The following is a 14,224-nucleotide window of genomic DNA, read 5'->3' on the forward strand; positions in this document are numbered from 1 at the left end:
CCGCCACCGATCACCAGGGCTCGCCGCTCGCCGCTGTGCGCCGTGGGGCGGGTGTACCAGGGTTTTACCGGGGGCGGTGCGGGTGTCAGTTGCGGCCAGCCGAGAAACACCCCGCGAAGTATTTCCCATTTATGGCCGATGCCCGGCGTACGCTTCATCTTGAAGCCGGCCGCGTTCAACAACCGTCGCACCCAGCCGGTGCTGGTGAAGGTGCTGAGGGTCGCGCCGGGGGCAGCCAAGCGCGCCAGTTCGGCAAACAGCTCGGCGGTCCACATCTCGGGATTTTTCGCCGGTGCGAAACCGTCCAGGAACCAGGCATCGATTTGCGCATCCAGCTGTGGCAATTGTTCCAGGGCGTCGCCGATCAACAAGGTCAGGGTCACCCGGCCACCTGCCAGCGTCAGGCGCTGGAAGCCCTGATGGATGGCGACGTACTGCGCAAGCAATTGATCCGCCTGAAGCTTGAGTTGCGGCCACAAATCCAGTGCCCGGCGCAGGTCGGGGGGGCTCAAGGGGAATTTCTCGACACTGACAAAATGCAGCCGCGCCCCGGCCGGTGCGCACTGCTCGAACAACTGCCAGGCGCAGAGAAAATTCAGCCCGGTGCCAAACCCGGTCTCGCCGATCACCAGCCGCCCGTCGTCCGGCAGCGCGGCAAAACGCTCGGTCAGGTTGTTCTGTTCAAGGAACACATAGCGGGTTTCTTCCAGGCCCGACTGATCGGAAAAATACACATCGTCGAACACCCGCGAGCGCGGGCGACCCTGATCGTCCCAGTCGAGTTGGGCGTGGTGCTGTACGGGTGTCATGGCAGGCTCGGTCAAAACTGGGAGGCCATTCTAGCCGATCGGTATGGGCTTGCTTGACCCATCGCAATACAGCGTTCGTCTGGATGGAATCTGCTGCACCGGCCCGCGTCCAATCCGCTAGTCTTGCCCCATTCCCTGGAAGGAGCTGTCCATGTTCGAATCCGCTGAAATCGGTCACGCCGTCGATAAAGACACCTATGACGCCGAAGTGCCGGCACTGCGTGAAGCGTTGCTCGAAGCCCAGTACGAGCTACACCAGCAGAGCCGTTTTCCGGTCATCGTGCTGATCAACGGCATCGAAGGCGCCGGCAAGGGCGAAACGGTGAAATTGCTCAATGAGTGGATGGACCCGCGGCTGATCGAAGTGCGTACCTTCGATCAGCAGACCGACGAAGAGCTGGCGCGGCCACCGGCCTGGCGATATTGGCGGATGCTGCCGGCCAAGGGACGCATGGGGATTTTCTTTGGCAACTGGTACAGCCAGATGCTGCAGGGGCGCGTTCATGGCCAGATCAAGGATCCACGGCTCGACCAGGCCATCAATGGCGCTGAACGGTTGGAGAAAATGCTCTGCGATGAAGGCGCGCTGATCTTCAAGTTCTGGTTTCACCTGTCCAAGAAACAGATGAAAGCCCGGCTCAAGGGGCTCAAGGACGACCCGCTGCACAGCTGGCGCATCAGCCCGCTGGACTGGCAGCAGTCCCAGACCTACGACAAGTTCGTCAAATACGGTGAGCGGGTCCTGCGCCGCACCAGTCGAGACTACGCCCCGTGGCATGTGATCGAAGGCATGGACAGTTATTATCGAAGCCTTACGGTCGGACGGATCCTGCTTGACGGGATGCGCCAGGCCTTGCACCGCTCGAGGATCAAAGCGGAAAAGGTCAATGTGGCGCCACTGCCGCCGCTGGACGACCAGGTCACGCTGCTGGACAGCCTGGACATGACCCTGCGTCTGGACAAGGCCGATTACGAAGAGCAACTGATCGCCGAGCAGGCGCGTTTTTCCGGCCTGTTGCGCGATAAACGCATGCGCCGCCATGCCCTGGTGGCCGTGTTTGAAGGCAACGATGCGGCGGGCAAGGGGGGGGCGATCCGGAGGGTCGCGGCAGCGCTCGACCCGCGCCAGTACAGCATCGTACCGATTGCCGCACCCACCGAGGAAGAGCGCGCCCATCCCTACATGTGGCGGTTCTGGCGGCATATCCCGGCGCGGGGCAAGTTCACCGTGTTCGATCGCTCCTGGTACGGCCGGGTGCTGGTGGAGCGAGTCGAAGGTTTTTGCAGCAAGGCCGACTGGCTGCGGGCTTACGGCGAGATCAACGATTTCGAGGAGCAGATTGCCGACGCCGGAGTCGTGGTCGTCAAGTTCTGGCTGGCCATCGACAAGGAGACTCAACTGGAGCGCTTCCAGGAACGCGAGGAAATTCCTTTCAAACGTTTCAAGATCACCGAGGACGACTGGCGCAACCGTGACAAATGGGATGCCTACCGGGCGGCGGTGTGCGACATGGTTGACCGCACCAGCACCGAGATTTCTCCCTGGACCCTGGTGGAGGCCAACGACAAGCGCTGGGCGCGGGTCAAGGTGTTGCGCACGCTTAATGAAGCGCTGGAGGAGGCCTTCGAGCGCTCAGCAAAGCAGGCTCGCAAGGCGAGCAAGGGCAAATAGTGGCCGATGGGAACGCATACGCGGGGTGAATGATCGTCGCGGTCGGTTATGCAGTGGATTTATGCTCAATTGACTCCTAACCGACAATAACAATTGAGGTACAGCCATGCGTGAAGTGGTGATCGTCGACAGCGTGCGGACCGGCCTGGCCAAGTCTTTTCGCGGCAAGTTCAACATGACCCGTCCGGACGACATGGCGGCCCATTGTGTCGATGCATTGTTGGCGCGCAACGGGATCGATCCGGCCAGCGTCGAGGACTGCATCGTCGGCGCCGGTTCGAACGAGGGCGCCCAGGGCTATAACATCGGCCGTAACGTGGCGGTGCTTTCGCAACTGGGCATCGGCACCGCCGGCATGACCCTCAACCGCTTCTGCTCCTCGGGCCTGCAAGCCATCGCCATCGCCGCCAACCAGATCGCCTCCGGTTGCAGCGAGATCATTGTTGCCGGTGGCGTGGAATCCATCAGCCTGACAATGAAAAGCGTCAATACCGATCACCTGATCAACCCGCTGCTCAAGGAGCAAGTGCCGGGGATTTATTTCCCCATGGGCCAGACCGCCGAGATCGTCGCCCGCCGTTATCAGGTCAGCCGTGAAGAACAGGACCGCTACGCCTTACAGAGCCAGCAGCGCACTGCCCAGGCCCAGGCGGCCGGGCTGTTCGACGACGAGATCGTGCCGATGGCGGTCAAGTACCAGGTCGAGGACAAGAACACCGGTGCGGTGCAGATTCTCGACGGCGTGGTTGATCGCGACGATTGCAACCGCCCCGACACCACCTATGAAAGTCTGGCGGGCTTGAAGCCGGTGTTCGCCGAAGACGGCTCGGTGACAGCAGGCAACTCGTCACAGTTGTCCGACGGGGCTTCGATGACCCTGGTGATGAGTCTGGAAAAAGCCCTGGCCCTGGGGCTCACGCCCAAGGCGTTTTTCCGTGGCTTTACCGTGGCCGGTTGCGCGCCGGACGAAATGGGCATCGGTCCGGTGTTTTCGGTGCCCAAACTGCTCAAGTCCAAGGACTTGCATATCGATGATATCGACTTGTGGGAACTCAACGAAGCCTTCGCATCCCAGTGTCTCTACAGTCGTAACCGGCTGGAAATCGATAACGAGAAGTACAACGTCAACGGCGGTTCGATTTCCATTGGCCACCCGTTCGGCATGACCGGTTCGCGCCAGGTCGGCCATCTGGTGCGCGAACTGCAACGGCGCAGCCTGCGCTACGGCATCGTGACCATGTGCGTGGGCGGCGGGATGGGGGCGACGGGGTTGTTTGAGGCGGTGAGATAACCGGGCGCTGACAGTTAGCGAGATGATTACTTGTGGCGAGGGGATTTATCCCCGCTGGGTTGCGCAGCAACCCTAAAATCTACAACCGAGGTATATCAGGCTGACAGAGTGGTTTGCTTTGGGGCTGCTTTGCAGCCCAGCGGGGATAAATCCCCTCGCCACAAGGGGGGCTGCGTCAGCTGCGCTAGCTGGCAACCTGGGTCAGTTGCTGCATCCGCGCGATATACGCTTTTATCTCCCGTTCTGCCGCCTCGCGGCTGGCGAACGGGCCTTCCTGCGTGCCTTCTCGGGTATTGAAATAAAACTCGCCGTTTACCCGGCAGATCCGGTCGCTGCGAAAAATCGTCGTAGGGGCGGGATCCTGGGCGCGTTTGCCAAACATGGCGGTCTCCAAAGGCAGCGGGGCAATGTCATTTGAGCTTATGCGCAGTCCTTGATTTGCGCCTGGCCAGGCGATCGACGGCAACGACCCGTACAGTCCCATGGACGTCCACGGCCTAACTGTCCCTGTGTCCTGGAGCGATCCGCGCCTAGAATGGGAGCTCTTTGTCTTGAGCTGCGAGGGTTGCATGCACATATCGTCCGGTCGCTGGGTCTACGGCCTGTTCCTTGCCCTGCTGACCGCCCTGCTGTGGGGCATCCTGCCGATCAAGCTCAAGCAAGTGCTGCAGGTGATGGATCCGGTCACCGTGACCTGGTTTCGCTTGCTGGTGTCCGGTGGCTTGCTGTTCATCTACCTGACGGCCACTGGCCGTTTGCCCAGTCGCAAGGTGTTGGGCCCCCGGGGCGGCTGGCTGGTGGCGATGGCGGTGTTGGGGCTGGTCGGCAACTACGTGCTGTACCTGATGGGCCTCAATCGCTTGAGCCCCGGCACCGCGCAACTGGTGGTGCAGATGGGGCCGATCATGTTGCTGGTGGCCAGCCTGTTTGTGTTCAAGGAGCGTTTCAGCGTGGGACAGGGCATCGGCCTGCTGGTGTTGTTGATCGGCTTCACGCTGTTTTTCAACCAGCGCCTTGGCGAGCTGCTGACGTCCCTGAGCGACTACACTGCCGGGGTCTTGATGGTGTTGCTGGCGTCGACGGTCTGGACCTTCTATGCCCTGGGCCAGAAGCAACTGCTGACGGTGTGGAATTCGTTGCAGGTGATGATGGTGATCTACCTGTTCTGCGCACTGCTGCTCACGCCCTGGGTGCATCCGCTGGAGGCGCTGCAACTGAGTCCGCTGCAAGGCTGGCTACTGCTTGCTTGCTGCCTCAATACCCTGATTGCCTACGGCGCCTTTGCCGAGGCCCTGGCTCACTGGGAGGCGTCGCGGGTCAGCGCGACCCTGGCGATCACGCCGTTGGTGACCTTCGCTGCGGTGGCGTTGGCAGCCTGGTGGTGGCCTGACTACGTGCATGCCGAGCAGATCAATCTGTTGGGGTATGGCGGGGCGGTGCTGGTGGTGTTGGGATCGGCATTGGTTGCCCTGGGGCCGTCGCTGATTGCCGGGCTCAGGGCCCGGCGTGAGCGACTGGCTGTCGGGCGATAGACCGCGACTGCAAGAAGAACCGCTTTTTTGTGGGAGCGAGCCTGCTCGCGATAGCGGTCTGGTCGTCGATAATGATGTCGAGCCGACCGGCCTCATCGCGAGCAGGCTCGCTCCCACAGGTGGGTTGTGTTGAGCGCACGCTTTGCGTCCAACCAAGCACACATCTCAGCCCTGGCTTCCGGCCTCCAGCATATTCTCCGGCCGCACCCAGGCATCGAACTCTTCGTCGGTCAGATACCCCAACTGCAAGGCCGCTTCGCGCAGGGTCAGCCCTTCGCCGTAGGCTTTCTTGGCGATTTCGGCGGATTTGTCATAGCCGATGTGTGTGTTCAGGGCGGTGACCAGCATCAAGCCACGTTCCAGATGCGCCGCCATCTGCTCGGCATCCGGTTCGAGCCCGGCGATGCAGTGCTGCTGGAAATTGCTGCAGCCATCGGCCAGCAGACGGATCGACTGCAACAGGTTGTGAATGATCACCGGCTTGAACACGTTCAATTGCAAATGACCCTGGCTGGCGGCGAAACCGATGGTCACGTCGTTGCCCATGACCTGGCAGGCCAGCATCGACAAGGCCTCGCACTGGGTCGGGTTGACCTTGCCGGGCATGATGGAGCTGCCCGGTTCATTGGCTGGCAACTTCACTTCGGCGAACCCGGCCCGTGGCCCGGAGCCCAGCAGGCGCAGGTCATTGGCAATCTTCATCAGGGTCACGGCCAGGGTTTTCAGCGCGCCGGACAACGTGGTCAGGGGCTCATGGCCGGCCAACGCCGCGAACTTGTTTGGCGCGGTGACGAAGGGCAGACCGGACAGCGCCGCCAGTTCAGCGGCGATCGCCTCGCCGAAGCCGTGGGGCGAGTTGAGCCCGGTGCCCACTGCCGTGCCGCCCTGGGCAAGTTCGCAAACCGCCGGCAGTGCCGCACGGATCGCCCGTTCGGCGTAATCGAGTTGAGCGATGAAGGCTGACAATTCTTGGCCGAAGGTGATCGGCGTGGCATCCATCATGTGGGTGCGGCCGGTCTTGACCAGTTTCATGTGGCGCGCCGCCAGTTCCGCCAGTGCGCCGGACAACTCGGCGATCGCCGGCAGCAATTGCTGATGGACCGCCTGGATGGCGGCGATGTGCATGGCGGTGGGGAAGCAGTCGTTGGAGCTCTGGGAGCGGTTGACGTGATCGTTCGGGTGCACCGGGCTCTTGCCGCCGCGGGGATTGCCCGCCAGCTCGTTGGCGCGCCCGGCGATCACTTCGTTGACGTTCATGTTGCTTTGGGTTCCGCTGCCGGTCTGCCAGACCACCAGGGGGAATTGGTCGTCATGCTGGCCGGCCAGGACTTCGTCGGCGGCCTGTTCGATCAGGCGCGCGATGTCGGCAGGCAAGTCGCCATTGCGGTCATTGACCCGCGCGGCGGCTTTCTTGATCAGCGCCAGGGCGTGCAGCACCGACAGCGGCATGCGTTCGTTGCCAATGGCAAAGTTGATCAGGGAGCGCTGCGTCTGGGCGCCCCAGTAGGCTTCATCCGGGACTTCAACCTGGCCAAGGCTGTCGGTTTCGATACGGCTCATCGGGTCAAACTCCTGTAGGTCTGAATGCGCAGTTTAGGCCCTGAAGGGCGACGCGGGTTCCCTCAATCATTTTTCGATCGTTTCGGCCCGTCAATCGGACGCGTAGAGCAATGGGGTTGAGGCTCGGCGTTTATTAGGCGCAGAATGATCGCCCTTGGGGTTTTACCTCGCCTGTAGAAAAGGAAACTCGATGACCCGTCTTCGTGCCATCTGTACCGCAGTTGCTCTGGTGTGTGCCAGCAGTCCTGTTTTTGCCGATACCGCCAGCCACAACGCCAGTGCCGAAGAGTTCCTGACCCTGGCGCACGCCGACAAACTGGGTACCCCGGTGTACATGCAAGTGCAGCAGATGTTTGCCCAGCGCTTTGAACAGACCAAGGCTCCCGAGTCGAAAAAAGCCACCCTCGAAACCTACCAGGCCAAGGCCAACGCCGCGCTGGATCAGGCCATCGGCTGGAAGAAGCTCAAGCCGGACATGGTCAAGCTTTACACCTCCAACTTCAGCGAGCCGGAGCTCAAGGAACTGGTGTCCTTCTACCGTTCGCCCCTGGGCAAGAAAGTCCTGGAAAAAATGCCCCAGCTGACCCAGCAATCGGCCCAGTTGACCCAGGCCAAGCTGGAAAGCGCGGTGCCGGTGGTCAACAAGCTGCTGGCGGACATGACCGCCGAGCTTGAGCCCAAAGCCGCCCCTGCCAAGAAAAAGCCGTAAGCGGAGCCCGGTATGAGCATGCAACAACGCATCGAATCGACGCTCGGGCTGTTGCAGCCCGAGCACCTGCAAGTGCTGGATGAAAGCCACATGCACAGCCGTGGGTTACAGACCCACTTCAAGGCCGTGGTGGTCAGCCACCAGTTCGAGGGGCTCAATCGCGTCAAGCGTCATCAGAAGGTCTACGGCACGCTGGGCGAGCTGATGGGTGAGTTCCATGCGTTGGCGCTGCACACCTATACCCCCGAGGAATGGGCGCAGATCGATACAGCCCCGGCTTCGCCGACTTGTGCCGGTGGCAGCAAGCACTGATCTGCAGAGAATGACTGCTGTTGTGGCTGTTGTCGCTGCACTCCTGCAACCCCTCTGTTTTTTGTTAGAATCCGCAACGCGCCTCACGGGGCGCGTTTTTTTTCGCATCCGGTTCACCCTTTGCGAGGGTAGCCACCTGGAGAAATACCCATGACACCATCCATTGTCGTGGCGGCACTGTATAAGTTCGTCACCCTTGAAGATTACGTCGAGCTGCGTGAGCCATTGCTCAAGGCCATGCTCGACAACGGCATCAAAGGCACGCTGCTGATCGCCGAAGAAGGCATCAACGGCACCGTTTCCGGCACTCGCGAAGGCATCGACGGATTGCTGGCCTGGCTCAAGAACGACCCGCGCATGATCGACATCGACCACAAGGAGTCGTACTGCGATGAGCAGCCGTTCTATCGCACCAAGGTCAAGCTCAAGAAGGAAATCGTCACCCTCGGCGTCGAAGGCGTGGATCCCAACAAACAGGTTGGCACTTATGTCGAACCGCAGGACTGGAACGCACTGATCAGCGATCCGGAAGTCTTGCTGATCGACACGCGCAACGACTACGAAGTGTCCATCGGCACCTTTGAAGGCGCGATCGACCCCAAGACCACCAGCTTTCGCGAGTTCCCCGAGTACATCAAAGCCAACTTCGACCCGGCCAGGCACAAGAAAGTCGCGATGTTCTGCACCGGTGGCATTCGCTGCGAAAAAGCTTCCAGCTACATGCTCGGCCAGGGTTTCGACGAGGTCTATCACCTCAAGGGTGGCATCCTGAAGTACCTTGAAGAGGTGCCTCAGGAAGAAACCAAATGGCGCGGCGACTGCTTCGTGTTCGATAACCGCGTGACCGTCCGCCATGACCTTAGCGAAGGCGACTACGATCAGTGCCATGCCTGTCGTACACCGGTGAGCGTAGAAGACCGCGCTTCGGAGCACTACGTGCCAGGCATCAGTTGCCCGCATTGCTGGGACAAGCTGAGCGAGAAGACCCGGCGCAGCGCCATCGACCGGCAAAAGCAGATCGAACTGGCCAAGGCCCGCAACATGCCGCATCCGATCGGCTACAACTATAAGCAATCACCTTCCGAGGCTTGAACCATGGCGCCACGCCTGCTCTATGTGATGGACCCGATGTGTTCCTGGTGCTGGGGTTTTGCGCCGGTTGCCGAGGCACTGGTCGAGCAGGCGCAGGCCGCCGGGGTAGAACTGCACCTGGTGGTGGGCGGTTTGCGCACCGGCAGCGGTTCGGCCCTGGAGCCGACCACCCGACGCTACATCCTCGAGCATTGGCAGGCCGTCACCCAGGCCACCGGCCAGACGTTCAAGCTTGAAGGGGCGCTGCCGGACGGTTTTGTCTATGACACCGAACCGGCCTGCCGGGCACTGGTGACGGCCCGTGGCCTGGCGCCGGACCTGGCCTGGAAGCTGTTGAAGCTGATCCAGCAGGCGTTTTATGTCGAGGGTCGTGATGTGACCCACGCCAGCGTCCTGGTGGAACTGGCCGAACAGGCTGGACTGCCACGCATCGAGTTCGCCGCAGCCTTTGACCGCGCCGAGCAACATGCGGCCACTGCCGCGGATTTCACCTGGGTGCAGGATCTTGGCATCGCGGGTTTTCCTACGCTGCTGGCCGAGCGTGACGGTCAATTGGCCTTGCTTACCAACGGCTACCAGCCCCTGAGCCAGTTGTCTCCACTGTTGGGCCGCTGGCTGGAGCGCGCGGCCTGTGCCTGACCGGGCGGATGACGCATCCCCTGGGCAGCGCGTCGACCGCTTGAGCTGGGCAGAAATCCGCCGTCTGGCCCTTAAACACAAGAAAGCCCTGTGGATCGCCAACGGCGTGGCCGTGCTGGCGACGCTGTGCAGCGTACCGATCCCGCTGCTGCTGCCGCTTTTAGTGGACGAAGTGCTGCTGGGCCAGGGCGACGCGGCGTTGAAGGTCATGAACCATGCATTGCCCAGCGGCTGGCAAAGCGCGGCCGGTTATATTGGCCTGATGTTGGTGGTGACCCTGGTCCTGCGATGCGGCGCTTTGCTGTTCAACGTGCTGCAGGCGCGATTGTTCGCCAGGCTGGCCAAGGACATCGTCTATCGCATTCGCGTCCGATTGATCGAACGGCTCAAACGTATTTCCCTGGGCGAGTACGAAAGCCTGGGCAGCGGTACCGTGACCACACACCTGGTCACCGACCTGGACACCCTGGACAAATTCGTCGGCGAAACCCTCAGTCGTTTCCTGGTGGCGATGCTGACACTGGTGGGCACTGCCGGCATTCTGGTGTGGATGCACTGGCAACTGGCGCTGCTGATCCTGTTGTTCAACCCGTTGGTGATCTACGCCACGGTCCAGTTGGGCAAACGGGTCAAGCACCTCAAGAAGCTGGAGAATGACAGCACCTCGCGCTTCACCCAGGCCCTGACCGAAACCCTGGATGCCATCCAGGAGGTGCGTGCCGGTAACCGCCAGGGTTATTTCCTGGGTCGATTGGGGACACGGGCCAGGGAGGTCCGTGATTACGCAGTGAGTTCACAGTGGAAAACCGATGCCTCGAACCGCGCCAGCGGTTTGCTGTTTCAGTTTGGTATCGATATTTTCCGCGCAGCGGCGATGCTCACCGTACTGTTCTCCGACCTCTCCATCGGCCAGATGCTGGCGGTGTTCAGCTACCTGTGGTTCATGATCGGACCGGTGGAGCAACTGCTCAATCTGCAGTACGCGTTTTATGCCGCCGGGGGCGCATTGTCGCGGATCAACGAGTTGTTGGCCCGTGCCGACGAACCGCAATACACCGGCAGTGTTAACCCGTTCCAGGGGCGTGCCACCGTGGGTATCGAAGTTCAGGGGCTGAGTTTCGGCTACGGCGACGAACTGGTGCTGAACCAGATGAACCTGTCGATTGCCCCCGGTGAGAAAGTCGCGATTGTCGGGGCCAGCGGGGGTGGCAAAAGTACCTTGGTCCAGTTGCTGTTGGGGCTGTACACGCCGCTGGCCGGGACTATCCGTTTCGGTGGTTCGACTCAGCAGGAAATCGGCCTGGAAACCGTGCGCGACAATGTTGCCGTGGTCCTGCAGCATCCCGCGCTGTTCAACGACACGGTACGGGCCAACCTGACCATGGGCCGCGAGCGCACGGATGAGGCCTGCTGGCAGGCACTGGAAATCGCCCAACTGCACCAGACGATCATAAGTTTGCCCAACGGTCTGGACAGCATCGTCGGCCGTTCCGGCGTGCGTCTGTCCGGCGGCCAGCGCCAGCGCCTGGCCATTGCCCGGATGGTGCTGGCCGAGCCCAAGGTGGTGATCCTCGACGAGGCGACGTCGGCGCTGGACGCCGCCACCGAGTACAACCTGCACCAGGCGCTCGCGCGGTTCTTGAGCAACCGGACCACCTTGATCATCGCGCACCGGTTGTCGGCCGTGAAGCAGGCCGACCGGGTGCTGGTGTTCGACGGCGGACAAATCGCCGAGGATGGTGACCATCAGCAACTGATTGCGGACGGTGGTTTATACGCCAAGCTCTACGGGCATCTGCAGCAGCATTGATCGCCAGGGATCAATCGGATTCGGTTGAAGAGCTCATTTCAGTTGCCGGACGCTTACGGCGCTGTCCCCAGATAACGTTCAACGCAGCGGCTCCGCGCTCATGACCGAACTCCTTCATGACAATCGCGCAGGATTCGCAAGGAGGCAGGGTGGTGGCAAGCGTGATCGACTTGATGTCTTCAGGGTTTGGATACTTTTCGCTGATGTAGGCAATCAGTTTGCTTTCGCTGTCCGCAGAGGTCACTCGACTGAGCCTGTCCGAGGTGCCCGGAGCATCCATCAGATGGGGGATAGCGAGCAATTTTCCATCGGCGCTCAGAGTGAGGGAGGCAGGGTCAATCGCGTTCCTGATGCCATCAACATTGAAGTAAGTGGCCTCTTTGACGTTGACTTGCGTATAGCCACTGTGGGATTTGAACAGCGGCAGGTGCCGGGTGTAGTCCTCGATTCCGGAAACACTGACATATATTTCGTTGTTTCCGGATGCCGTGATGACGTGGGCAAAAGCTATGTTCTTTTGATTTTTAGTCGGAAGGGTTTTTTGCAGTTCTCGCATGGCGTCATTGATGGTCACCGCTCGGGTGGTGGATTGAGACGGGCCGGCAATGGCCGGCGATGTAAAAAGCGCGTTGAAGATGCTTGCGGTTGATTTTTGTATGGCTTCGGGCGCTTGCGTGGTGGGTTGCCACACGGCTGCTCCGTTAGGCAAATCAGAGACAATCATTCTGGTGCGACGATCGAATAACACCGCCTCGGCGGGGTAGGTACTGACTTTCAACCACTTCATATTGGAGGGTGGATGGCTCGGTGCGCCAATGGGTATCGAAATTTCATCGATCTTGTCCAGTGCCCGTTCGACCTGGTCTCTGCCGTAGATTCGCGCGGCGTTGTTGGCGTTCAACGAACCGATATAAACCCGTTGCAGCTCTTCTCCCAAAGAGCCGGGCGTCATGTCGCTTGGGCCAAGCCTTTTCAGGCTCAGAGCAGACTCGACACTCTCAGTGGAGAGCAATCTGGTCATGTAATAATCATCCGTGTTCAAGCGGGTGAATATGTACGTGAACTGCTCATCGATCGAGGGAATGATGAGCGCGCCGGTTTGATGGATATCGTCAATTTTTTCTGCCGAACCGGTTACTTTGATGCCACCGTACAGACCGGTTTGAAATTCCAGGGTCGCCGTAATGGTTTCTCTGGGGATGGGGATTCTGCTGGAGAGACCGATCCATTGCGGTTTGCCTTTGTAGGTGTTGAGCTTGCCGTCCTTGAGTTCATAGATTTTCCCTTCGAAGGCGAGCAGGGCGCGATCGTTGGGATGCTTGGGCGTGGAGGGATAGAACGTTGCGTCACCAAACCAGGGCGCCCAGCTTAACTCAGTGCTGAACTCGCCCGCGGGTGGGCGCTCGGCAGGTTTGTCTTGCACTACATACCTGGTTTTGCACGCCTCATCCGGCGCACGACGAACACGGCACGCCAGTTTCCTGAAGGGTGGATTGTCATCCCGGTGGCTGATGCGACGCAGGGTTCCGGCCTTCAAACGATAGGGCACGCCATCCACATAGAAGAGGCGGCTGCCATCGGCTTCAAGCACTTCTAGTACCCGGGCATTTTCCGGTAACTCAACGAGGGTCTCGGTGTCGGTTTGCGCCCGTGTGTTGAAGTGGGAGCGGCCCGGTGACACGTCAGCACCCAGCCCAGGGCCGTAAGGCCTGGACGATAAAGGGTCAATCAAACGGTAATCGGCGCTGCCTGTGGCTGTGGTGTTGCGCACAGGAACATCGTCAACTCCGCGCACAGTGCTCAACTGGTCATTCATTGTCAGTGGACGCCAGCGGCCCGGGTCCGTGGCTTGGGCCATGCCTTGGACGAAATCGTATTGGCCGGCGCGCCCGGACAACGTCTTGAGACTCAGATAGCCCTTTTTACTGAACCTGTACACGCTCTGGCTGCCTGCCCGTAGCAAGGACGCAATGCCGTCGAGCGGGTTCAGGGTGGCGTTGAGCAAACTACCTGTCAGCGTTGCAAAGGCAGGCAGTGCTTTGCCAATGCTCAACTTGCCCGCGGCGCTGACCAACTTCAGCGAGCCTGACGCAAACTTGCCCATGGGCCGGGCGAATGCAACAAAATCTGTGAACAGGCCAAAGGCTCCACTCACCAGGCGATCACGGTCCCCCGAAGCCAAGTCTTCGATACTGCCCCAGAAGGGCACAAACATTTTGAGGATTTCCAGGTTTTTTTCACGCCTGGCCTTTTGACGGTCGAATTCGGTTTCGCCATAACAACTGTCGTAGAGCTGTTTTTCGTCAACGAAAAGCAGCTTCTCGCAAATGTACCGGGCCAGGTCCAGGGTGACTTTCGACTCCAATGTCCGCGGTAGAGTGTGGTTGGCGTCGCTATTGTTCGATTCGCCGAACGTGCCGCCAAGTGGGTCCAGGATGGCTTGGCATTCTTTGTGAGCGCCGGGGAGGGTGCCTTTTACGTGGGCATCCCAATCGAACGGAAGGGTTTTATGGCGAAGAACATCCACACTCACTGCCGAGCCGCGGCTGATTCTCCACTTTTCGATTTTGCGCTCTGCGCCAATATGATGTGGCTGAATATCCGGTCGTGGGCGGATCACCCCAGCCCGCGGGAGCAGTTCGTAGTACGAGGTTTTGCGCTGGCTCGTCGTTTCCAGAATGAAGCCATTACGCGCGCGCAGGGGCAGCGTCTTATCTTCGGATTCATTGTTTGCTTCAATGTCGGTGGTTTCTTTTCTGAGGGTGTAGACCTTTGTCACGCCGTACTCCAGGGCTTGG

At 60.3% G+C, this 14,224-nt stretch carries 12 protein-coding genes; 8 read left to right on the plus strand and 4 right to left on the minus strand.

The window, feature by feature from the left end:
• Positions 1 to 809 (minus strand): tRNA (5-methylaminomethyl-2-thiouridine)(34)-methyltransferase MnmD (mnmD, locus tag GSM73_RS27045; protein ID WP_256676774.1); only part of this gene is annotated, 809 nt, incomplete at its 3' end.
• Between the two features lie 151 nt (positions 810 to 960).
• Here mnmD and pap point away from each other — a divergent pair.
• Positions 961 to 2,481, plus strand: a complete 1,521-nt coding sequence (gene pap, locus GSM73_RS06615; protein WP_047226290.1) for a polyphosphate:AMP phosphotransferase — start codon at positions 961 to 963, stop codon at positions 2,479 to 2,481.
• Positions 2,482 to 2,587: 106 nt separating this feature from the next.
• Complete coding sequence (locus GSM73_RS06620) at positions 2,588 to 3,772, plus strand: thiolase family protein (protein ID WP_160891920.1); 1,185 nt, start codon at positions 2,588 to 2,590, stop codon at positions 3,770 to 3,772.
• 184 nt (positions 3,773 to 3,956) lie between these two features.
• Here the strand turns inward: GSM73_RS06620 and GSM73_RS06625 are convergent, their stop codons facing one another.
• Complete coding sequence (locus GSM73_RS06625) at positions 3,957 to 4,154, minus strand: DUF6316 family protein (RefSeq protein WP_047226415.1); 198 nt, start codon at positions 4,152 to 4,154, stop codon at positions 3,957 to 3,959.
• 187 nt (positions 4,155 to 4,341) lie between these two features.
• On the opposite strand from GSM73_RS06625, the gene GSM73_RS06630 reads away from it, so the two are divergent.
• Complete coding sequence (locus tag GSM73_RS06630) at positions 4,342 to 5,304, plus strand: DMT family transporter (protein WP_047226292.1); 963 nt, start codon at positions 4,342 to 4,344, stop codon at positions 5,302 to 5,304.
• Positions 5,305 to 5,469: 165 nt separating this feature from the next.
• On the opposite strand, the gene GSM73_RS06635 is transcribed toward GSM73_RS06630, so the two are convergent.
• On the minus strand, positions 5,470 to 6,864 hold the full coding sequence (locus GSM73_RS06635) for a class II fumarate hydratase (protein ID WP_076385794.1): 1,395 nt from the start codon (positions 6,862 to 6,864) through the stop codon (positions 5,470 to 5,472).
• 190 nt (positions 6,865 to 7,054) lie between these two features.
• On the opposite strand from GSM73_RS06635, the gene GSM73_RS06640 reads away from it, so the two are divergent.
• The 5 genes from GSM73_RS06640 to GSM73_RS06660 all read left to right on the plus strand — a co-directional run bounded on the left by GSM73_RS06640 (position 7,055) and on the right by GSM73_RS06660 (position 11,426).
• The gene (locus GSM73_RS06640; RefSeq protein WP_047226294.1) at positions 7,055 to 7,573 is read left to right on the plus strand and encodes a DUF2059 domain-containing protein; all 519 of its coding nucleotides are present in this window, start codon (positions 7,055 to 7,057) and stop codon (positions 7,571 to 7,573) included.
• A gap of 12 nt (positions 7,574 to 7,585) precedes the next feature.
• The gene (locus GSM73_RS06645) at positions 7,586 to 7,885 is read left to right on the plus strand and encodes a BolA family transcriptional regulator (protein ID WP_047226295.1); all 300 of its coding nucleotides are present in this window, start codon (positions 7,586 to 7,588) and stop codon (positions 7,883 to 7,885) included.
• A 150-nt stretch (positions 7,886 to 8,035) separates the two neighbouring features.
• A complete protein-coding gene (locus tag GSM73_RS06650; protein ID WP_092397619.1) occupies positions 8,036 to 8,977 on the plus strand; it encodes a rhodanese-related sulfurtransferase in 942 nt (313 codons plus the stop codon).
• A 36-nt stretch (positions 8,978 to 9,013) separates the two neighbouring features.
• Positions 9,014 to 9,616, plus strand: a complete 603-nt coding sequence (locus GSM73_RS06655) for a DsbA family protein (protein WP_171061403.1) — start codon at positions 9,014 to 9,016, stop codon at positions 9,614 to 9,616.
• A complete protein-coding gene (locus GSM73_RS06660; protein ID WP_047226298.1) occupies positions 9,609 to 11,426 on the plus strand; it encodes an ABC transporter ATP-binding protein in 1,818 nt (605 codons plus the stop codon). Before GSM73_RS06655 ends, GSM73_RS06660 begins: the two co-directional genes overlap by 8 nt.
• A gap of 10 nt (positions 11,427 to 11,436) precedes the next feature.
• Here the strand turns inward: GSM73_RS06660 and GSM73_RS28080 are convergent, their stop codons facing one another.
• Positions 11,437 to 14,205 carry a deaminase domain-containing protein gene (locus tag GSM73_RS28080; RefSeq protein WP_160891922.1) on the minus strand — a complete coding sequence of 923 codons (2,769 nt, stop codon included), beginning with the start codon at positions 14,203 to 14,205 and terminating at the stop codon, positions 11,437 to 11,439.
• Between the last annotated feature and the right edge of the window lie 19 nt (positions 14,206 to 14,224).

Source organism: Pseudomonas sp. PICF6, from assembly GCF_009831705.1.
Lineage (GTDB): Bacteria > Pseudomonadota > Gammaproteobacteria > Pseudomonadales > Pseudomonadaceae > Aquipseudomonas > Aquipseudomonas rhizophila.